Here is a 21,013-nt window from a genome sequence, read left to right on the forward strand (position 1 = left end):
TCCCGTTTACCAACCTCCTCCGAGAGCCTTGTAGAGGCCCACCGAGTTGATGTTCCGCGCGAGGCGGAGACGGATGAGGGATTGTTGCGCGGTGTAGTAGTCCAGCGTCGCGGTGAGGACCTCGAAGTAGCTGTCCACGCCCTGGGTGTAGCGGGCCTTGGAAAGATCGGCGCGCTTCTGCTGCGCCTTGACGAGGCTCTGGGTGGCGCTGATCTGTTCATCCAGGCCCGTGCGTGAGGCGAGGCTGTCGGCCACCTCGCGGAAGCCGGTCTGGATGGATTTCTCATAGTTGGCGATCTCGATTTCCTTGCGGATCTCCGCCACGTCGAGGTTCGCCTTGTTGCGGCCGCCGTCGAAGATCGGAACGTTGATGGCGGGGGAGAACAACCAGGTGGCGGTCCCGTTCGAGAACAGGTTCGACAGGCTGTTGCTGGCGGCTCCGACGTTGGTGGTGAGGGTGATGCTCGGGAAAAACGCGGCGCGGGCGGCTCCGATGTTCGCATTCGCGGCACGGAGCTGGTGCTCGGCCTCGCGGATGTCCGGGCGGCGGAACAGCAGCTCGGAAGGAACCCCGGCACGGACATTCGCAACCAGGATCTCATCCAGCGAGCGCCCGGCGGGAAGGTTCGCCGGCAATGATCCGCCGCAAAGGAAGGTGAGCGAGTTGTTCACTTCCTGAATGCGCTGGCGGAAGGCCGCCAGGTCCGCCTTCGCCGTCTGGCGCTGGACCTCGATGGAGCTGAGATCCAGTTCCGAGATGGCACCGGCGTCGAACCGCTGTTTCACGATGTCATAGGCGGAGTTGAAGCCCTCGAGACTTTGCTCGGAAAGAGCGACCTGCTCATGCAGCGCGCGCTCCGCGAGGTATTGGTTCGCGATCTGGGCGACCAACGAGATTTGCGCGCCGACGCGGGCGGCGTCGCTGCCGAAGTAGCTCTCCAGCGCGCTGCGGTTCAGGCTCCGGACACGGCCGAAGAGGTCCAGCTCGTAGGAGGAGAGCCCCACGCTGACGTCATAGTTGCCGGAAGCGGAACCGCCGCCGCCATCCGCATTGACGCTGCGCCTGCGCTCGGTGGAGGCACCCGCGTAGATGGTCGGGAAGAGATCGCTGCGGGAAATGCCGTATTGGGCGCGGGCTTGTTCCACATTCAGCGCCGCGATGCGGAGGTCCCGGTTGTTTTCCAGCGCGGCCTGCACGAGTTTTTTCAACCGGGGATCGGTGAAGAACTTCTGCCATGCGATGTCACCCGGGACTTCCCCGCCGGTTTTGCCGGGGAACTTGCCGGAAACAGGGGAATTGATGGGGTCGAGCGCGGGGATGAAGGAACAAGAGGTCGTGAGCAGACCGGTGGCCAAGATGGTTGCGAGTGAGTTACGCATGGTGAATTTCTCCTTTTTGAGTTGCTGCAGGGGGAGCTTCGGCGGCGGGACGGCCAAAGAAGCGGGTGACGACTTTGCTGACGACCACAAAGAACACCGGGACGAGGAAAACCGCGAGGATTGTTCCTGAAACCATGCCGCCGGCGACTCCCGTGCCGATGGCGTTCTGGCTACCGGAACCCGCGCCCGAACTGATGACCAGCGGGACCACACCGAGGACGAAGGCCATCGAGGTCATGAGAATGGGACGCAACCGGAGACGCACGGCCTCCAGGGTGGCGGGGATGAGTTCCTTGCCCGCCTTGATCTCATCCAGCGCGAACTCGATAATGAGGATCGCGTTCTTGGTTGAAAGGCCGACGGTGGTGAGAAGGCCCACCTTGAAGAACACGTCGTTCGGCAGATCGCGGAAATGCGCGGCGAGCAGGGCACCCAAAATGCCGAGCGGGACCACCATGATGACGGCCACGGGGATGGACCAGCTTTCATAAAGCGCCGCAAGGCAGAGAAACACGATGAGAATGGACACCGCATAGAGGATGGGAGCCTGGCCCCCTGAAATCCTTTCCTCCAGCGACTGGCCGGACCATTCGAAGCCGAAGCCCTCCGGCAGCTTGCCGGCCATGGCCTCCATCTCGCTCATCGCCTCGCCCGAACTGAGGCCGGGGGCGGCCATGCCCTTGATGTTCACCGCCGGCACGCCGTTGTAGCGCTGGAGCTGTGGCGAGCCGTAGGTCCAGCTGATGTTCGTGACTTCTGAAAGGGCGACCATGCCGCCCTGCTTGTTCCGGACGTAAACGTTGCCGATATCCTCCGGTTTCATGCGGAAGGGTGCGTCCAGTTGGATGATCACGCGCTGCACGCGCGTGCCGTTGACGAAGTTGTTCACGTAGCTGGAACCGAAGGCGGTCTGCATGGTCGTGTTGATGTCCGCAAGCGACACGCCGAGCGCGCTCGCCTTGTCCTGGTCCAGCTCGATCTTCATCTGGGCGGCGTCGGAGAGGCCTTCCGGCCGGACGCCGGCGAGCTTGGGATTCTGCGCGGCCATTCCAAGGAGCTGTCCTTGGGCGGCGACCAATGCCTCGTGACCTTTTCCACCGAGATCCTGCAGCCAGAAGTCGAAACCGGACGAGGTTCCGAGTTCCGGGATGGCGGGAGGGTTGATGGGGAACACGATGGCGTCCTTGATCCCGGAGAATCCCGCGAAGGCGCGCTGGATGACGGCCTGCACCTTGTGCTGGGATCCCTTGCGCTCTTCCCATGGCTTGAGACGGATGAAGGCGAGGCCCGAGTTCTGCGCACGACCGGCGAAGCTGAATCCGGCCACGGTGAAGAAATGCTCCACCTCCTCCTGTTTCGCGAGATATTCCTCCGCCTGCTTGAGCACGGCGACGGTGCGCTCGTCGGTGGCGCCCTGTGGCAGCGAGAACAGCGTCAGGAAATAGCCCTGGTCCTCCTCGGGAAGGAACGAGGACGGCATCTTCTGATAGTAGTAACCGACAGCGGCGCAGATGAGGACGAGCGCGGCCATCCCTGAAGCCGAGTGCCTGACGAGGCTTCCGACCCAGCCTTGGTAGCGGCGGGTGGTGGCGTCGAAGGTGCGGTTGAACCAACCGAAGAATCCGCGTTTCTCATGGTGATGACCCGCCTCCACCGGCTTGAGAAGGCTGGCGCAAAGCGCGGGCGTCATCGTGAGCGCCATCAGGATGGAGAAGAACATGCAGGACACGATGGACATCGTGAACTGGCGGTAGATGGTGCCCACCGAGCCACCGAAAAACGCCATCGGCAGGAACACCGCGGTAAGCACCAGCGTGATGCCGATGAGCGCGCCGGTGATCTGGCTCATGGCCTTGCGGGTGGCCTCCTTGGGAGACAGGCCTTCCTCGCTCATGATCCGTTCGACGTTTTCAACAACGACGATGGCGTCGTCCACCAGAATGCCGATGGCGAGCACCATGCCGAACATGGTGAGCACGTTGATGGAGAAGCCGAACGCCGCCATGACGCCGCAGGTGCCGAGGAGGGCCACCGGCACGACCAGTGTCGGGATGAGGGTGGCACGGAAGTTCTGCAGGAACAGGTACATCACGAGGAACACCAGGATGATGGCCTCGATGAGCGTCTTGATGACCTCCTCGATGGAGATCTTGACGAAGGTGGAGGTGTCCAGCGGGAAAACAACCTTCACTCCCGGCGGGAAGAATTTCGAAAGGCGGTCCACCTCGGTGCGGACTGCGTTGGCGGTGTCCAGCGCGTTGGCGGTGGGGGACAGCTTGATGGCGCAGGCACCGGTGGGCTTGCCGTCGATGTTCGCCTTGATGGAATACTCCTGGCCACCCAGCTCCACCCGGGCGACATCCCGCAGATACACGCGGGAGCCGTCGGTGTTGAAGCGCAGGACGATGTCTTCGAACTGCTTCACCTCTCGGAGGGTGGAACGACCTTGAAGGATCACGTTGAGCTGCTGGCCTTGGACCGCGGGGAGCTGGCCGATCTGGCCGACGGGCACCTGGGTGTTCTGCGCGGCGACGGCGGCGGAGACGTCTCCGGGTGTGAGCGCGTAGCTGTTCAGCTTGTCAGGATCGAGCCAGATGCGCATGGCGTACTGGGTGCCGAACTGGATGACCTCGCCGACCCCCTGCACGCGGCGGAGCGGGTCGAGCACGTTCGAGGCCAGATAGTTCCCGAGACTGATGGCATCCATGCTGCCGTCATCGGTCGTGAGGGCGATGAACATCATGAAGTTGCGCGTCGCCTTGGCGACAACCACGCCCTGCTGTTGCACGGTCGCGGGAAGGCTGGGCGTCGCCAGCTGCACCTTGTTCTGCACCTGCACCTGCGCCACGTCCGGATCGGTGCCGGGCTTGAAATACAGGGTGATGGTGGCGGTGCCGTTCGCATCACTGGCGGACGACATGTAGAAGAGGTTGTCGATGCCGTTGAGCTGCTGCTCGATGACCGAGGTCACCGTGTCGGTAAGCGTTTCGGCGGAGGCTCCGGCGTAGTTCGCCGTGATCGAAATGGATGGCGGAGCGACGCTGGGATACTGGGCGACGGGCAGCCGCGTGATCGCGATGCCCCCCAGGAGACAGATGAGGATGGAGATCACCCAAGCGAAGACCGGGCGGTCGATGAAGAAACGGGCCATGTTGTTAGAAAGTTGGAGGGATCAGTGTGCCTTCGGGTCGGAGCTTTTTTCCTGCGGCGGAACATACGGCTCCGGTACCACGGGAGCACCGGGCCTGGCCTTGAGCTGGCCTTCCATGACGAGGCGTTCGCCGCCTTCCAGGCCGGACTCCACCACCCACTTGTCACCTATCGCCTCGGCGGTCCGGATCATGCGCAGTTCCGCATGGTCCTTGTCATCCACCAGCAACACGCTGCTCATGCCGGCCGTGGCGCGGGTGACCGCCCGCTGGGGCACCGTCACCACGTTTTCCTTGACCGCCTGCACGACGCGGGCGCGGGCGAACAGGCCGGGAAGCAGATCACCCTTGGGATTGGGAAACTCCGCGCGGAGCGTCACCATGCCGGTGGTCTGATCCACCGACACCTCGGAGAAAAGCAGGCGGCCGTGATGTTCGTAGGCGCTGCCGTCCTCCAGCAGCAGGCTGACCTTGCTTTCATCGGTGCCGGCCTTTTTCAGCGCGACGAGGTCGGCGCTCGATTGGGTGAAGTCGAAATAAATCGGGTCCAGCTGTTGGATGACCGCCATCAGGGTCGCGCTGCCCTGGCCAACAAGCGCTCCTTCCGTGACGACCGCCTTGCCGATGCGGCCCGAAATGGGCGCCGTCACGGTGGCATAGCCGAGGTTCAGTTCGGCGGTGGTCAGCGCGGCCTTCGCCGCGAGCAATTCCGCCGACGCAACGGCCACGGCGGACTCGGAATCATCGGCCTCCTTCCTGCTCACCGCGTTCACCGCGACCAGCTCGCGGAAGCGTTTGTCGTCGTTTTGTGTCTGCTTCGCGTTTGCCTCGGCACGCACGTAGTTGGCCTGCGCGCTGTCGCGGGCGGCTTGGAGCGGTGCGGGATCGATTTGGAAGAGCACGTCGCCCGCCTTGACCTCCGCACCTTCTTCGAAGGTTTTCTTCAGGAGAATGCCCGCGACACGCGCCCGGACTTCCGCCACGCGCACCGCATCGATGCGTCCCGGCAGATCCCGCGTGATGGTGACGGTCTCTTTCGTCACAGGCAGGAACGACACGTGGGCCGGCGGCATGGCAGGCGGTGCGGCGGCGGTCTTTTTACCGCAGCTCGGCAAACACAACCAAATGACAGAGAGGGGCAGGAATAAAATCGGGCGCATGGGAGATGGCGTGGAACCCTCAAACGAACGTTCGAGTGGATTAGGTATCGCCTATTTTTTTAAAACCGGAATGACTTTGATGTTTCCATGCTGGTAACTTTAGATTACCACTCTGGCCGGGATGGAACTCAGACATTTACGATATTTCGTGGCGGTTGCTGAGGAACTTAGCTTCCGCAAAGCCGCGGATCGCCTGAACGTGAGCCGCCCCGCCTTGAGCAAACAGATCAAGGATCTGGAGAATGAGATCTCCGTAAAACTGCTCCACCGCGACACGGTGAATGTCTCCCTGACCAAGGCGGGCGAGATTTTCCTGGAGGATTCGCAGCAGCTCCTGGCTTTGGCAGGCAACGCCATCGAGCGGGCCCATGACGCGCAATCCGGCCACCGGGGCAAACTGCGCATCGGCAGCGTCGGCATCATCGCCACGGATTTCCTGCCGAAGACACTCAAGATTTTTCATCAGAAATATCCGGGCGTGGAAGTGGAGTTCGTGGAGATGCTTCCCACCGAACAGCTTCGTTCGCTGCCATCGGGCAAGATCGACATCGGCTTCGCGTACGGCAAGGAAGTCGAGAGCTACCCCTACCTCCGCAGCCTCTGCGTGGTCCACTCCATCTTCGGCGTCGCCGTCTCCCGCCAGCACCCGCTGGCCACACGTGAATCGGTCGCGCTCAAGGATCTCCGTTGGGAAACCCTCCTTTGCGTGGGAGGCGACGGAAAGTCCGGGCATAAGGAAGCCATTTGCCAGATCTACACCGCGGAAGGCGCCAAGCCCACCAAACACCGGAAGATCGAAGGCTTCGACTCCATGGTCACGCTCATCGCCGCCGACCAAGGCATTTCCTTCCTCCCTCATGTACTGGATCTGGGCAACCAGGACGTGGTCATCCTGCCGCTGGATTCCACCGCCAACCTCGACTTCCACATGTGGGCCGTCTGGCAGGAAAATTCCGCGTCCCATCACGTGAAACACTTCATCGAGCTGCTGGAAGGCCGGGAACTCGTGACAAGCAGCCACGTGGCTTGAACAGCATTTTTCCTGCTATCTCCCCATGAAGTTCCTGCTTGTCCTCCCGCTTCTGTTGGTTTCGTGCGCCGCCATTCCCGGTGGTGGCGGCAAAGTCACCTACCGCTACGTCAACTCGCTCGACTTCGGCAACGACAACACCCTCGATGCCGTGACCGTCACCGGCTACGACGAGCAGAACAACGGAGAGGCCACCCGTCTCGATCTAACGGTAGGCGGATCCCGCCTCACCCTCCGCGATCCCTACGGCGACGGCAATGGCGGTGGCTACATGTACAACCCGGCCGTCGGCCTTGGCTCCGACGGAGCGCTCGTCATCACGTGGAGCCGGATCGGGGAGGTCCTCTGCCGTGCGGAAATCACCTCCGGCCCGCAAGGCCAGCTCATCGAACGGAAGCGGAGCGTGAAGGATCTCTCGCGATAGGGGATCCGTTGTGTCCACCATGTCGAAGCCTGTTATCAGGCCCGTCAGCGGATCGGCAATCCGAGCCACAACGCCACCCTCGCACAATCTGCCTGCGTAAAACCTGCCAGATCATTCGCCCCCATAAGGTGCAGGCAAGCCGCTCCGAATCGATCCTGCATCATGTAGGGCCATACATCATCCAGCCGCTCAAACAGAACATTCCCGCATGCCCATTTTTCAAACACCTCCGCTATCCGCATGACCTCCCTCATCAGTTGGTCCATTCCGTTGCAGCAGGCACCGAGGTTCAAGGTCGGGATTCTTTTCTGCTCCGCATGGCAGGCGGTCCAAAGAGACATCGCCGCTGCAAACACCGCCGCAGAATCCGGTTCGAGCCATGGAATTTGATCAGCTTGCACCGTTCTGTGCCTCCATTTGCTTGGAGATGTTGTCGATGATCGAACGGAAATGCTCCGCGACCTTCTCCGCTTCCTCCACATCCGAACATTCCTCAATGAGGAAATCCCCGTTATCCGGAATGCACCCGTCCCTCAGGTATTCCGCGGTTCTTTCCCATGACTCCATGCGCGCCTCCAAACCGCCAAGCAGCTGCCCGAGATCCAGTTCACCCAACGTAATCTGATAATTTTTTGCCATATCTGGCGAGATTACCTGGCCAGGTGATCACCAAACGACAAGCTGGAAATTTTTCCGAAGCCTGGAACACTGACCGCATGGCCCGGTCACCTTCCGTTCGATGGAAACGCGATGAACTCTTCGTCGCACTCAATCTCTATCACAAACTGACCTTCGGCCTGCTCCACTCCAAACAACCCGCCGTCATCGCACTGGCGGAAAGACTCGGGCGTGGTGCAAACAGCGTTGCCATGAAATTGTGTAATTTTGCGTCGCTGGACCCCGCGTTGAAGCTACGCGGCATCAGAGGATTGGAGGGAGCCAGCAATCTTGACCGCGAAGTTTGGAAAGAATTTCATGAGAACCCGGAAGAAGTGGTTCCTACGAGCGAGGAAGCTCTGCGAAATCTGCTTGAGGTGTCCGATTCCGATCATTTGGAGGTGCTTCCGAAAGAGGGATTCCGGGTGGTCAAATGCCCTCCGGGTGGTCCCACGGACGTCGTCGCCACGGTGAAGCAAAGAAGGGGCCAAGAGTACTTCCGGGATGCCGTATTAAACAACTTCGGCGGCCGTTGCGGTATCACCCAACTTGCCGTCCGCGAACTTCTGGTCGCCTCGCACATTCTGCCGTGGGGAAGGAACGTCTCCGAGCGACTGAACGTCCGCAACGGACTTTCCCTTTCCCGACTCCATGATACCGCATTTGATCGTGGGCTGATCACATTCGACGACGATTTGCGTCTTGTGCTATCCAGCGAACTCAAGGGGGAACTTCCTAAACGCGCCGTTGCGGAAAACTTCGGAGCTTACGAACGGGAAATACTGCATCTGCCGGATGATGCGGTGTTTCCAGAGTTGAAATTTCTTGCGACCCACCGTACGGAAATTTTCCGCAGGTGAACTCCCAAGGTGTCCTTCCCGGTTCTCGCCGGACTGTAGGTGAATCAAGGAAACACGACTTCCTCACGGAAACACGACTTCCTCACCCTTCGGCGCGTCGTTCCCGAAGCTGTCGCCGATGTCCTTGCTGGTGACGAAGAGCATCAGGGAGATGAGGGCGAGGGCACAGGCGGTCTGAAGAATTTCCAACGGCTTCGCTTTGACCGGGCGACCGAAGATCTTTTCCAGAATGGCGAGGGTGATGTGCCCGCCGTCGAGCACCGGGAAAGGCATCATGTTGAGCACCGCCAGGTTCACGTTGAAAAGCACCATGAAGGCCAGGATGCGGCGCCAGCCGTCGTCCGTCTGGAGCAGCTGGTATTGGAGCTTGGCGATGCCCACGGGGCCGCTGAGGTGGCTTACGCCGATGCTGGAATCCCGCGAGAGCACGCTCGTCACGGTGGTCCACATCATGCGCAGGCTGTCGGAAACCTGCGATACAGGACCTGGATGGACGATCTGCTGCTCGATGTGGGGAGAACCGTAGAAGGAAAGGCCGAGCATGGGACCCTTGCCCGGCGGCGACAGCGGAACCACCGGTGAGACGGTGATCGTGAGCGGTTTCCCCTCCCGGGTGATTTCGAAGACGATGGGCTGTGTGCCTCCGGCCTTGATGGCCTTCACCACCCCATCCGCATTCTTGTACGACTGGCCGTTCATGGTGACGAGCCTGTCGCCTTCCTTGAAGCCGGCCTTCTCAGCAGGGCTTCCTTTGACCGCATGCCCCATTTCGATGAACTCGGCTTCCGGACCGATGCCAACCTGGCGCAGGCCCGAGCGTTGGAACCATTTGGTCTCCTGTGTCTTGAACTCGGATGTGATCTTGAGTGGCTCGGCGACACCCGGGCGGGCGACGGTGAATTCAATCTGTTTGCCTTTGCTGAGGACAATGCCCTCGGTGATGCTGTCCAGCGTACCTTGGAAACCGTTCACGGTCTGGCCGTTGATGGCGAGGATCTTGTCCCCCTCACGGATGCCCGCCTGATGCGCGGGTCCGCCTTCAACGACATAACCCACGACCTGTGTCGGGATGAAATCCTTCGGTTTTCCAATCCCCCAGACCATGACGCCGGCCAGCAACGCCAGCAGCATGGAGAAGAGCGGCCCGGCGAAGGCAACGATGATCTTATCCAGAGGGGAAATGGGCGGGAGGGGGTTTCTCTCGTTGTTCGTGCCTTCGATGGACTCCATAGACGCCATCTGCGGCAGCGCGACGAAGCCACCGGCGGGAATCCAACCCAGCCCGTACTGCACTCCGCCGATGTCTTTTTTCCAGATGGGCCTGCCGAACCAGATCTGGAAGCGGTCCACCTGGAGGCCGCGCCATTTGGCGGCGAGGAAGTGGCCGAGTTCGTGGACGAAGATGATGATGTTGAAGCTCATCACCACGGCGAAGATGAGCAGGATCACCTCAAGAATACTGAAAATGGCGGACATGTTTCGGGGCTAGAATAGCGGGAACTTAGCGTTGCCGGACCTTCCGGCAAGTTCATTAAATTTCTTAAAAAATATCAGCGCAGGCTTACGGGCGGGTCGAGAATCTCGCGCATCACGAAGGCGCGCCGGAGTTCGGCGGGATCCCGAAGCCGGTCGCGGACGGAGAGCGGCCGCATCGGCTGGTTCTTCGCACTTTTTTTCGCGGACTTCGCCTCGACCCGGGCCCGGGTGGCCGCCGCGCCACCGGTGGTGGTGGCCTTGGTTTCCCGAATCTGGCGCAGGCGCTCGGCGAGATCCCGCTGGTGCTTGAGCGCCCTGGCCCTTTCGTCCGCCACCGCGGTCTCGTATCCCGGTTCGGGCAGCGGGGGAGGATTGGCCGCGCGTTTTGATGGGCGAGCGGTATCGGCCACCGGCTTGCGGTAGCTTTTGTCCTCGTCCAACGGGACCTCCGCTTCAGGCCACGGACCTGCCTGATCGTCGCCACGCTTCAGCTTGCCTTCGATGACGGATTTCACCAGCGACCCGATGACAAACACCGCGACGACGACAAGTTGGAAGTGATCGAATATCCAGTCCATGGCCAAGAAGGGTGAGGGAGATCAGGCGCCTTCCGTCTTTGAAATGTTCGTCCGCATCTGGGTGTCGGCTTTGACGTTCTCCATCTTGTAATAATCCATCACGCCGAGTTTTCCACTGCGGAAGGCTTCGGAAATCGCCAGCGGCACCTGTGCCTCCGCCTCCACGACCTTCGCCTTCATTTCCGCGACACGGGCGACCATTTCCTGCTCCAGGGCGACAGCCGCGGCACGGCGGATTTCGGCCTGGGCCTGCGCCATGTTCTTGTTCGCCTCGGCCTGGGCCTCCTGGAGTTGCGCGCCGACGTTCTCACCCACGTCCACGTCCGCGATGTCGATGGACAGAATTTCGAAAGCGGTCCCCACATCAAGCCCCCGGTGGAGCACGACCTTGGAGATGGAATCCGGCGACTCCAGCACCGACTTGTAGCTGGCCGCGGAGCCGATGGTCGTGACGATGCCTTCACCGACACGCGCGATGATGGTTTCCTCCTTCGCACCGCCGACGAAGCGGTCGAGGTTCGTCCGCACGGTGACGCGGGCGCGAACTTTCACCTGGATGCCGTCCTTCGCCACGCCGTCGATGGTGGTGCGTCCGGAGGCGGGATTCGGACAGTCGATGACTTTCGGATCGACCGATGTGCGGACCGCCTCGACCACGCTTTTTCCGGATCCCTTGGTTGCGAGGTCGATGGCGCACGCGCGGTCCCAATCCAGCTCGATACCCGCCTTACGGGCGGCGATGAGCGCCTGGATGGTGGGGATGACGTTTCCGCCGGCGAGGAAATGTGCCTCGATATCGTTGATAGGGATCTCAATGCCGGCCTTGCGCGCGGTGATGCGCGAGTCCACGACCATGCCGTAGGGCACCTGGCGCAGGCGCATCGCGACGAGATCGGTGAACCCGACATAGGCTCCCGCAAGCCACGCCCGCAACCAGACGTTGAAGAACGAGATGACGATGCCGAAGATCAGCAGGCCAAGGATGACGATGACAATGAGGACGATGGTGGATACTTCAAGCATGGGAGTGATGGTCGGTTGGATGGGTCATGGTGACAATGAGGCGGAAATTATCCGCTCCGGTGACTTGTAGAATGGAACCCGCGGGTGCCTGGCCTGACTGGCAGAAAGCTTCGTAACGGGAGCCATCCACGAGGATGTAGCCGCTGGGTGACAGCATGGTGAGCGCTTCCGCGGATTTTCCCACGAGTTCCCGGGCTTCCTCTCCCAAGGCGGCTGAAACACCGGTGATTTCACTGGTGAGGAACGCGCGCCTGCCCAGTTTCGTCCGGGGCAGGATGCGGAATTCGATGAACAGCGCCAGCCCGCCGATCGTGAAAGCCGTCAGGACGGCGAGCAGCCCGCCGCTGTTTCCATAAGTGACAAAAGAGACCACGCACCCGGCGAACATGAGCAGACCTCCGATGCTGCCGAGAATCGCTCCGGGAATGATGACCTCCACCACAAGGAACAGGATGCCAAGGGTGAACAACAGGATGATGAGGCTCATGAAACCACCTCCACTTTCAGGCTGAACTGTTCGACCCGGGTCACCCTCACAGGCACCCCTGCATCCACATGTCCGATCGCAACCCGCGCCTCGTAGCGTCGGCCATTGATTTCCACCTGTCCGCTGGGAAACAATCCTGTGACGGCCACGCCTGTTTCGCCGAGGAGCGCGGAAGGCGAGGATCCGCCACCGGTAAGGGGGCGCACCCCGCCCGGTTCACCAGCTACCGCGGCATCGAGGACCATGTTTCCCCACAATCCTCCACGGGGAAGGAACTTCAAAATCGCGAGGAAAATCACCACCGCCAGGGCGACGCCGGTCACGACATTGACCAGAGGGCGGACAAGGGCGCCGCTGGAAAGCGGAATCGGCTCACCCGGCCATAGATCTGTCATGGACCACACAAGCGAACCGAGCATCAATGCGGCACCCACCACGGCGGGTATCATCATCCCTGGGAAAAAGAACACCTCGACCGCAAGCAACAGCGCTCCCAACAAGAAGAAGATCACCGGTTCATGTCCGGACAAACCCGCCGCGAACTGTCCGAAAAAGATGACGGCCAACAGCGAAAGACCCGCCACTCCGAAGAAGCCGAACCCCGGCGTCTTGAACTCGATGAACAGGCAGACCATGCCGAGACCAAGCAACAGCGGTGTGATGCTGGTGAGGTACTGGGCGAGCTTTTCCGACCATGTGACTTCCAGCTGGCGGACTGTATAGTTCCCGGCTCCGTGGAGCCGGTCCAGCAGATCGGTGAGATTTTCCTCAATGCCCACGCCCAAGAGCGGCTGCGCGGGATCTCCATAAGACTTCGTCGCCTCCTGGGCGGTGAGCGAGAGGAGCTCGCCTTTCGCCTTGATCAGGTGCTCGCCGATCTTGAACTCGGAGTCCACATCGATCATCGAGGAAATGACATCAGCCCGGTAGCCCTTGCCCTCCGAGATGGAACGCACGCGGGCTTTCAGATAGCTGACAATCTTGTGGCGCATCGTCTCATCGATTTCCCCGCCGGAAGAAAGCACGGGAGCCGCCGCACCGATCACCCCGCCGGGCGCGAAATAGATTTCGTCGGTACCTGCGGAAATCAACGCACCTGCGGAGATGGCTTCGCGGTTGATGTAAGTGACGGTTTTTCCGGGAAATTTTTCCAATGCCTTGAGCATTTCAAACGTGACGTCCAGTTCTCCCCCAGGCGTTTCCATGTCGAGCACGATGGTGTCCACGTTTTGCTCGATGGCCTCCTTCAGTCCCCGGCGCAGGATGAACAGTTCCGGCTTCGCGATCTGCTCGCGGATCGGAATGACCACGACTTTTTTCGTTGGTGCCGGTTGGGCCTCCCCATCGGCGGCACGGAGCGAGATGGCCGACAGAAGTACTGTCGCCATCGCCAAAATGCTGAAAAGTCTCCGGCTCACGAAAACAACATGTCCGGAATGAACCGTGTCTACAAGCTCACGCTTGGTGGAAGATCCCGGTAATTTTCCAATCGATAGGTCCGATGGGGACATCGGAAGAGACCTGCTGCGGCCCAGTGGCGGCTTTGAGCGGGAGTTATTTCAACCGCTGCTCGAACAGCCAGCGGATGACCTCGATGTTATCGTACGTCTGGGTCCACGAGTCGTGCTCAACCCCTGGGTAATAAGTGACCTTCGGTTTTCCTCCCGCTTTTTCGAGGGCCTCGACCATGGTACGGGTGGTTTTCACCGGCACAACGGGATCCGCTTCACCGTGAAAAGTCCAAATCGGGGTTTTTTCATAGCGTTTCGCAAGTCCGGGATCACCGCCGCCGCAGATGGGAATGGCGGCGGCGATGTGTTTCGATTCCCGACCCAGCACGTCCCATGTGGCGAACCCCCCCATGGAAATTCCGGTCACATAGAAACGCTTGGGATCGACTGGAAATTTTTTTTCGGTGTCTTTCGTGAGATCGATCACCGCGTCCACCAACGCATTCGGTTTGTCCGCTTCGGTGAGTTCTCCGGTTTCGAGGCTCGCGGGGGACCACCAGCGCCCGGGCGGGCACTGTGGCGCGATGAGGAAGATGGGCTGGCCGAGTTTTTCCGCGCCGTTCAAAATGGCACGGACACCGTGTTTGAGCTGTGCGGAATTATCCGTGCCACGTTCGCCCGCACCATGGAGGAAAAGTACCAGAGGGTAGGTCTTTCCGGCTTCGATTTTTTCCGGAGCGCTCCAGCGGTACTTCACCACCGTTCCATCCTTCGCCTTCCATTCGAGGGCCTGAAGGTCCGCGGCGGTGGATAAACAGCAACCTAACAACGAGACGGCGAGGATGGATTTCATGACCGGGTTTTAAAAAGAAAGCTCCGGACTTTTGAAGATCCGGAGCCCGTGGGTGAGGTGTCTCAGGCTGGCTTGTTCGCGCCGGCGTTGCGGATGCTGTCGAAGGTGCCTTCGATGAGCTGTTTGCCTTGTTCGCCGATGTTGTGATAGATGGTGGTCATCGTTTGGATCGTGCTGGCGGCAGGGCCGGCAAACGTGAATTCGCAGTTCACGACCTCGCACTGGTTCAGGGCGAAGGGACCGTATCCGAGAACAACGAAGCGGCAGTTGGTGAACTGGCAGGATTCGTACTCATGGAAATCAAGCACGACTTCTTCGTTGGCGAAATTGTTGTTGGAGATTTTCATCGATGGTTGTCAGGTGTGGTTTTTTGATTTTTTGGTTTTTACCAGGTTTCGCCCGTATCTCGTTTCCTCTTGGAAAAAAATCGTTGGGTTTTCGAACGTTGGAGCCGCCAGTTAACGCATGGTTTCATGACAGTGCAATACCGATCCCGTTACGAAACACGGCTGTCCAACTGGAAAATCTGGCCCGAAACCGCCGGGAGGTCGTCATGGAGGTGTCGGATGAATTTGGCGACCGCTCCGGGCGTGTTGAAACAACCGAGCACGTGGTCTTCCAAAATAGCCGATTTGCGGCGGTCTGTGACGGCCCGGGTCATCCTGGTTTCAAGAAACCCTGGCAGAATGGCGTTCACGCGGATGCCATGCCGACCATTCTCCCGCGCCAGCGAGTTCACGAGCCCCAGCAATGCCGCTTTCGCAGTCGCGTACGCCACCTGCCCGACAGGCGGGTGCAGGGCCGAATAACTGGAAATGAAGACAAGATGACCCGCTCCGCGCCGGATCATCGCGGGAAGAAGGGCCGCCGCACAGTCGGCTGCTCCCTGGTAATTGACCGCCATCACCTCGTCCCACGCATTTTCGTCCTGCCGGAGCAGGGGAGCGTCCCTGATGATGCCTGCGGAGTGGATGAAAAGATCCGCCGTCCGCGCTGTCAGAATCCGCCTGATGGCTTCTGGATCGCCTACATCGAGCTCGTCACGGGGTGGTGCGAAGATTTTCCACGCGGATTCCGGAAATTCGGAAAGAATCGCGTTTCCCAATCCTCCGCTGCCTCCGGTGATGACGAGTTGTTTCACTGGAAAAGGGTGTGCGGATCCGGCTCCAGGGAGCAAGTATCAAGAAGTCCGGAAAAAGCTGTGAATAACCTAGGAATGATTGGTGGGGAATTTTTTCAGGTTTGAAAAATGGCGACTCATTGAGAAGTCATACAGGTTGTTCCCCAACTTGTTCTTTCCGTGGAACCCGCATGGTTGAGCTGGGGAACGGTCGTTTTGGAGAGTTGTTCACAGTATTAAGAAGATGATCTTATAGGTTCAAAAATGAAGAATTCATCAAGAGAAGAGCATGTGGAGGGGTGAACAACTGCTGAAACGGAAAGGTCCCATCAGCCAGATGAGACCGATGGGACCTTTGATGTGATCTGATGTTCGAACCGCTCAGAGAAGCATCAGGGCCGGTTGCTCGATGAGTTTCTTGATTTCCGACAGGAAGGCGGCTCCCACGGCACCATCGACCACGCGGTGGTCACAGGAGAGGCCGAGGTTCATGCGCAGGCCGGGAACGATCTGGCCGTTTTTCACGACGGGTTTCTCGATCGCCGCACCCACGGAGAGAATGGCGGCCTGAGGCGGGTTCACGATGGCATCGAATGACTCGATTCCCCAGGCACCGAGGTTCGAGACGGTGATCGTGCCACCGTCGAACTCATCCGGTTTGAGTTTTTTGTCCTTGGCCCGGACGGCGAAGTCCTTGACCGCACGGGAGATGGCGAGCAGAGACTTGGACTCGGCTTGTTTGATGACCGGGGTGACGAGACCATCTTCCACGGCGATGGCAACGGAAAGGCCGACGTGCTTGAATTTCACGATGTGGTCACCGGCGTAGGAAGCGTTCACGGCAGGAACCGCTTCGGCAGCGTTGATGACGGCCTTGAGGATGAAGTCGTTGACGGAATATTTGTTGCCGTGGGTCTTTTCCGCCTGGGCGTTGACCTGTGCGCGGAGGGCCATGAGCGGTGCCGCGTCGACCTCGAGGTGGAGGTAGAAATGTGGGATCGTCGTCTTGGAAGTAAGCAGACGCGAGGCGATGACCTTGCGCATGGAGGAAAGCTCGATGCGTTCATCGCCTTCTTTCGCGGTGGGCAGAATGGCGGCAGCGGCGGGTGCCGGCGCGGCAGGAGCTGCGGTTTTGGATTTTGCCGAGGCTGCGAGAGCGGCGGCGGCGGATGCTTCGGTGGATGCCTTCGCTTTTGGAGATGCGGTGGCGGATTCGACATCGCTTTTCACAATACGTCCGGCTGGTCCGGAACCACTGACGGTTGAGAGATCCACGCCGGTTTCGGCCGCGATCTTGCGGGCGAGCGGTGAGGCCTTGATGCGGTCTCCGGAAGGAGTGGCGTCAGGAGTGGTGGTCGCGGGCGAGGCGGCTGTCGCAGGTGCGGGAGCGGATTCGGCGGCGGCCGGTGCGGATGCCGCGGCTGGTTGTGATGCGGGAGCAGGAGCGGCGGAACCGCTGGAATCCCCATCAAGCACGGCGAGAATTCCGCCGATCACGGCCTTTTCACCCTCTTGAACGAGAATCTCGGTGATGACTCCATCATCGAAGGCCTCCATCTCCATGGTGGCTTTGTCGGTTTCGACTTCAGCGAGAATGTCACCAATTTCGACAGTGTCGCCGACTTGTTTGTGCCATTTGATGAGGGTTCCCTCGGTCATGGTATCCGAGAGTTTAGGCATTTCGATGTTCACAGACATGGTATTGATAGGGAATGGAGTCGGATTGAGAATGGGAAAAAGTCAGGGCATTTCCAGCCTTTTTACGGGGAGAATTGGAGGACAAAAAAAGCGCGGGGAGTGAGTGTCTCCGCCGCGCTTGGAAATCGTGCTGGTTCAGCTCAAGGAGCGATCGGCTTCATGGTTGGGACCAGGCCGAGGTTCGGGCTGCCGACGGAACCTTGGGCGCTTGCCAACTTGAGGGTGGACTCGGCAGTGGTGCCGCATGCGCTTTTCTCCGGGCAGTAATAGTGGGTGCAAGCAACGCGCTTGATACCGACGCGCTTGGTGACGGTCTTGTAGCGTGGCACTTTTTCCTCGATGGTCTGCACCATGCCGCCTTTGCCGTCCTGGCCTGGGACGACGACTTCCTTCGTGACGGTGTCGTAGTGGCAGGTTTTCACCTGGCGGGTCTCGGTCCGGTAGCCGGCGAATTGCTTGGTGAAGCCGTAATCGGAGCAGCAGGAGGAGAAACCGAGGGAAACGGCGACAAGTGAGGCACAAAGAAGGAGGTTTTTCATGATGATAAGTTAATTATGGAGAGGGAAATGAGTGGTATTTTTAAAACATGCAGCAACAGGAGGCCAGACACAGCGCCGCAGCTGCCGCAGCGATGAGAGTTGTGATACGTAGGAACATAAAACAGATGCTAGGACGGCATGGTGAGTTGGCAACAAAAAAGACGGCGGGGACCCGGGAAGTTTGGCCCCGCCGTCTTTGTCAGAAACAGATGGATCAACGCATGCCGAGCACCTTCTCCACGATACGGCGTGGATTTGGAAGTTGCTCATGCTCAATGTGTGGCGAGTAAATCGCTGGTGCATCGATTGAACAGACGCGCTTGATCGGAGCATCCAGATAATCGAACGCCTGCTCCTGGATGAGCATCGCCACCATGGCGGAAACACCACCGAATGGTTTGGACTCGTCAACGAGGACAACGCGGTTGGTTTTCCGCACTGTTTTCAAAATCGCATCCACGTCGAGAGGGCGGATCGAGCGCAGGTCGAGGACTTCGGCATTGATACCGTGTTCGCTTTGGAGGATTTCCGCAGCGGCGAGGGAGTGGATGACGGAGCGGCCGTGGGCGATGAGGGAGATGTCGCTGCCTTCGCGTTTGACGTCCGCGACACCAAGCGGGACGACGTGATCCCCATCGGCGACATCCGGCACTTCACCGGTGGTTCCATAGAGCAGGGTGTTCTCCATGAAGTAGACCGGATCGTTGTCGCGGATGGCGGCCTTGATCAGGCCCTTCGCATCGGCGGGGGTGGCGGGGACGCAAACCTTCAAGCCAGGGAACGCGGCGAACATGCCTTCCGGAATGTGCGAGTGGGTGGCTCCCACGCCGGTGCCGCCGTTCGCAGGGCCACGGACAACAATCGGACAGTTGCAAAGGCCACCGGACATGTAGCGGACGCAAGCGGCGTTGCTGACGAGTTGGTCGAAAGCGACGGAGTGGAAGGACCAGAACATGAGCTCCATGACGGGACGGACACCGAGCATGGAGGCGCCAATGCCCATGCCGATGAAACCGGCTTCGGAGATGGGGGTGTCGACGATGCGTTTGTCGCCCCATTTGTTCCAAAGACCTTCGGTGACCTTGTAGGCACCGTTGTATTGGGCGACTTCCTCGCCCATCAGGACGACATTGGGATCGCGGGCGAGTTCTTCGTCGAGACCTTCGCGGAGGGCTTCACGGTAAGTGAGAATGCGTGACATGGAAAATTTTCGGAATTGGAATTGCGGAGGGTGGATGGAAGAACCGGATCAGTCGTTGAAGAAATGTTGTCCGATTTGCGAAGCGGGAGTGTTGTTGTCCGACTCCCAGTAAACGTCGGTGCTGATGTCCGCGATGGTTGGGGCGGGTGATTCTTCGGCGAATTTCGCGGAAGCCGCGGCTTCGGTTTTCGCGGCATCATTGATGGACTTGACCAAGTCATCGTTAAGCACGCCTTCCTCAAGCAGCTTGCGTTCGAAGACCATGATGGGATCATGGTTGTTCTTGTAGTTTTCGATTTCCTCGGGAGTGCGGTATTTCTTGTGGTTCGCATCCGCCACGCTGTGGCCGTAGTAACGGTAGGTGTCGATTTCAAGGACGGTGGGCTTGTGCTCCTTGCGCGCACGTTCCATGGCGATGTGTGCCTTGGCGCGGACTTCGTAAACATCGGAACCGTTCACCACATCCCATTCGATGCCGTAGGCTTCGGCACGTTGGGCGAGGCAGCCATTGTAGGCGGAAGAACGCTTTTGCGAGGTGCCCATGGAGTAGCCGTTGTTTTCAATGACGTAAACGACGGGGATTCCGAAAAGCGCCGCGATGTTGAGCGATTCGTGGAAAGCGCCTTGGTTGACCGCGCCATCACCCAGATAGCAGAGACAGCAACCTTCGCGGCCGAGATACTTCAGGCCATATGCAAGGCCGAGGCCGAGCGGAGTCTGACCGGCGACGATACCATGACCACCCCAGAAATTCTTGTCGGGCGCGAAGAAGTGCATCGAACCGCCCTTGCCTTTCGAGCAACCGGTTTGTTTGCCGAACATTTCGGCCATGCATTCGTTCATTCCCATGCCGACGGCGAGAGCGTGACCGTGATCGCGATATGCGGTGATGAAATGATCGTCAGCTCCACCGAGGGAGATCGTGCCAACGGCCACGGACTCCTGACCGATGTAGAGGTGGAGGAAACCCGCCATCTTGCCAGCATTGTAGAATTTCAGCGCAGCCTGCTCGAACCGGCGGATACGGACCATTTGCGTGTAGAGCTCGATCTTGCGCTGTGGAGTCAGCGATTGATTGATGGGCGAGCTGGCGAAATCGAGTGGAGTTGGACTGGCGCTGATCATGATTGGCTTGGGAAAAGGGGAGGGATGATTTACTTGGCGAGCACCGGTTGGGCGGCGGCAACCTTTGGTTTGGGCAGGCGGAGCTGGGCTCCGATGAAGATGGCGGTGAAGAGGACGTTCGCCGCCGCGAAATTACGGAGGAAGACCCAGGAAGGAATCGTGGAACCGGTGGGTCCGGTCCAGAGCGACTGCCAGAGACCCGTGAGGGATTTTTCATACATGGGATCACCGATCCAGGCGGCACCGTTGGTGATGAGGTGGAAGATGACGGCGGATGCAAGAGACCCCGCAAGAAGCTTTGGGAAACTCTGACCTGACAGTGCCTTACCCATGAAAAATACAGCAACGTATGCCAGGAGCGTGGTGGCGAAAATGGGGAGATCGGTAACGGGCCCTTTGGCGAAGAAGTAGGTCACGGCCCAAATGCCGAAGGGAATGGCGAAACCACGCCACCCGGATGCCAGCATGGCACCACAAAAAAACAATGCCGCCAACGGCTGGAAATTAGGCTGGGATTCAGGAAGCGCGCTTCCCAATAACCGGAATGCGATGAGCAGTCCGACGATCAGACCGAGTGGCAGGTAGCGTTGCATGACCCGCAGAGAATTGTGGATTTTTACGGACACGGCTAGACCAAAATCCCGGGTCACAAAAGGTTTTTTCATGTCTGACATTCTGATTTTTCAAGAGGCTGGAGCAGAGACTCGGTGGGAGGAAGTAGCAATGATCAATGTTCCACGTGGAACATTCGATGATTTTTTCGGGGCTTGAGTGTGGCGACCCCGGCGTTACCTTGTGGGTC

At 59.5% G+C, this 21,013-nt stretch carries 21 protein-coding genes; 3 read left to right on the plus strand and 18 right to left on the minus strand.

Annotation, left to right across the window (positions count from 1 at the left end):
• Nucleotides 1-6: 6 nt before the first annotated feature.
• The 3 genes from JIN84_RS04460 to JIN84_RS04470 are packed head-to-tail and all read right to left on the minus strand — an operon-like array spanning nucleotide 7 to nucleotide 5,689.
• Nucleotides 7-1,380 (minus strand): efflux transporter outer membrane subunit, encoded by a 1,374-nt coding sequence (locus JIN84_RS04460; RefSeq protein ID WP_200349803.1) that lies wholly within the window; start codon nucleotides 1,378-1,380, stop codon nucleotides 7-9.
• Nucleotides 1,373-4,531, minus strand: coding sequence for an efflux RND transporter permease subunit (locus tag JIN84_RS04465; protein ID WP_200349804.1), 3,159 nt, complete (start codon nucleotides 4,529-4,531; stop codon nucleotides 1,373-1,375). Before JIN84_RS04465 ends, JIN84_RS04460 begins: the two co-directional genes overlap by 8 nt.
• A gap of 21 nt (nucleotides 4,532-4,552) precedes the next feature.
• Entirely contained in the window at nucleotides 4,553-5,689 is a 1,137-nt protein-coding gene (locus JIN84_RS04470) for an efflux RND transporter periplasmic adaptor subunit (protein ID WP_200349805.1), read from the minus strand.
• Between the two features lie 121 nt (nucleotides 5,690-5,810).
• Here JIN84_RS04470 and JIN84_RS04475 point away from each other — a divergent pair, with 121 nt between their 5' ends.
• Together JIN84_RS04475 and JIN84_RS04480 are read left to right on the plus strand one after the other, a co-directional pair.
• Entirely contained in the window at nucleotides 5,811-6,719 is a 909-nt protein-coding gene (locus tag JIN84_RS04475; protein ID WP_200349806.1) for a LysR family transcriptional regulator, read from the plus strand.
• 25 nt (nucleotides 6,720-6,744) lie between these two features.
• Nucleotides 6,745-7,143 carry a hypothetical protein gene (locus JIN84_RS04480; protein ID WP_200349807.1) on the plus strand — a complete coding sequence of 133 codons (399 nt, stop codon included), beginning with the start codon at nucleotides 6,745-6,747 and terminating at the stop codon, nucleotides 7,141-7,143.
• A gap of 44 nt (nucleotides 7,144-7,187) precedes the next feature.
• Here the strand turns inward: JIN84_RS04480 and JIN84_RS04485 are convergent, their stop codons facing one another.
• Together JIN84_RS04485 and JIN84_RS04490 are read right to left on the minus strand one after the other, a co-directional pair.
• Nucleotides 7,188-7,544: a hypothetical protein gene (locus tag JIN84_RS04485; protein WP_200349808.1), complete on the minus strand. Its 357-nt coding sequence runs from the start codon at nucleotides 7,542-7,544 to the stop codon at nucleotides 7,188-7,190.
• The gene (locus tag JIN84_RS04490) at nucleotides 7,534-7,782 is read right to left on the minus strand and encodes a hypothetical protein (RefSeq protein WP_200349809.1); all 249 of its coding nucleotides are present in this window, start codon (nucleotides 7,780-7,782) and stop codon (nucleotides 7,534-7,536) included. The genes JIN84_RS04485 and JIN84_RS04490 overlap by 11 nt, the downstream gene beginning before the upstream one ends.
• Before the next feature lie 23 nt (nucleotides 7,783-7,805).
• Here JIN84_RS04490 and JIN84_RS04495 point away from each other — a divergent pair, with 23 nt between their 5' ends.
• Nucleotides 7,806-8,660 carry an HNH endonuclease gene (locus tag JIN84_RS04495; RefSeq protein ID WP_325099555.1) on the plus strand — a complete coding sequence of 285 codons (855 nt, stop codon included), beginning with the start codon at nucleotides 7,806-7,808 and terminating at the stop codon, nucleotides 8,658-8,660.
• A gap of 63 nt (nucleotides 8,661-8,723) precedes the next feature.
• Here JIN84_RS04495 and rseP read toward each other — a convergent pair whose 3' ends face one another.
• The 13 genes from rseP to JIN84_RS04560 all read right to left on the minus strand — a co-directional run bounded on the left by rseP (nucleotide 8,724) and on the right by JIN84_RS04560 (nucleotide 20,804).
• Nucleotides 8,724-10,136, minus strand: coding sequence for an RIP metalloprotease RseP (gene rseP, locus JIN84_RS04500; protein WP_200349810.1), 1,413 nt, complete (start codon nucleotides 10,134-10,136; stop codon nucleotides 8,724-8,726).
• 74 nt (nucleotides 10,137-10,210) lie between these two features.
• Nucleotides 10,211-10,714 (minus strand): hypothetical protein, encoded by a 504-nt coding sequence (locus tag JIN84_RS04505; protein WP_200349811.1) that lies wholly within the window; start codon nucleotides 10,712-10,714, stop codon nucleotides 10,211-10,213.
• Nucleotides 10,715-10,735: 21 nt separating this feature from the next.
• Nucleotides 10,736-11,737, minus strand: coding sequence for a flotillin-like protein FloA (gene floA / locus JIN84_RS04510; protein ID WP_200349812.1), 1,002 nt, complete (start codon nucleotides 11,735-11,737; stop codon nucleotides 10,736-10,738).
• A complete protein-coding gene (locus JIN84_RS04515; protein WP_200349813.1) occupies nucleotides 11,730-12,224 on the minus strand; it encodes an NfeD family protein in 495 nt (164 codons plus the stop codon). The genes floA and JIN84_RS04515 overlap by 8 nt, the downstream gene beginning before the upstream one ends.
• Nucleotides 12,221-13,612: an NfeD family protein gene (locus tag JIN84_RS04520; RefSeq protein WP_200349814.1), complete on the minus strand. Its 1,392-nt coding sequence runs from the start codon at nucleotides 13,610-13,612 to the stop codon at nucleotides 12,221-12,223. Before JIN84_RS04520 ends, JIN84_RS04515 begins: the two co-directional genes overlap by 4 nt.
• Nucleotides 13,613-13,778: 166 nt before the next feature.
• Nucleotides 13,779-14,528, minus strand: coding sequence for a carboxylesterase family protein (locus tag JIN84_RS04525; protein ID WP_200349815.1), 750 nt, complete (start codon nucleotides 14,526-14,528; stop codon nucleotides 13,779-13,781).
• 62 nt (nucleotides 14,529-14,590) lie between these two features.
• Complete coding sequence (locus tag JIN84_RS04530) at nucleotides 14,591-14,875, minus strand: hypothetical protein (protein WP_200349816.1); 285 nt, start codon at nucleotides 14,873-14,875, stop codon at nucleotides 14,591-14,593.
• Between the two features lie 149 nt (nucleotides 14,876-15,024).
• Nucleotides 15,025-15,669 carry an SDR family NAD(P)-dependent oxidoreductase gene (locus JIN84_RS04535; protein ID WP_200349817.1) on the minus strand — a complete coding sequence of 215 codons (645 nt, stop codon included), beginning with the start codon at nucleotides 15,667-15,669 and terminating at the stop codon, nucleotides 15,025-15,027.
• Nucleotides 15,670-16,029: 360 nt separating this feature from the next.
• Entirely contained in the window at nucleotides 16,030-17,346 is a 1,317-nt protein-coding gene (locus tag JIN84_RS04540) for a pyruvate dehydrogenase complex dihydrolipoamide acetyltransferase (RefSeq protein ID WP_200349818.1), read from the minus strand.
• A gap of 140 nt (nucleotides 17,347-17,486) precedes the next feature.
• Complete coding sequence (locus tag JIN84_RS04545; RefSeq protein WP_200349819.1) at nucleotides 17,487-17,885, minus strand: hypothetical protein; 399 nt, start codon at nucleotides 17,883-17,885, stop codon at nucleotides 17,487-17,489.
• 214 nt (nucleotides 17,886-18,099) lie between these two features.
• Complete coding sequence (locus JIN84_RS04550; protein WP_200349820.1) at nucleotides 18,100-19,086, minus strand: alpha-ketoacid dehydrogenase subunit beta; 987 nt, start codon at nucleotides 19,084-19,086, stop codon at nucleotides 18,100-18,102.
• 48 nt (nucleotides 19,087-19,134) lie between these two features.
• Nucleotides 19,135-20,211, minus strand: a complete 1,077-nt coding sequence (gene pdhA / locus JIN84_RS04555; protein WP_200349821.1) for a pyruvate dehydrogenase (acetyl-transferring) E1 component subunit alpha — start codon at nucleotides 20,209-20,211, stop codon at nucleotides 19,135-19,137.
• A 29-nt stretch (nucleotides 20,212-20,240) separates the two neighbouring features.
• Entirely contained in the window at nucleotides 20,241-20,804 is a 564-nt protein-coding gene (locus JIN84_RS04560) for a DUF6580 family putative transport protein (RefSeq protein ID WP_200349822.1), read from the minus strand.
• Nucleotides 20,805-21,013 lie beyond the last annotated feature (209 nt).

This window comes from Luteolibacter yonseiensis, assembly GCF_016595465.1.
GTDB lineage: Bacteria > Verrucomicrobiota > Verrucomicrobiia > Verrucomicrobiales > Akkermansiaceae > Luteolibacter > Luteolibacter yonseiensis.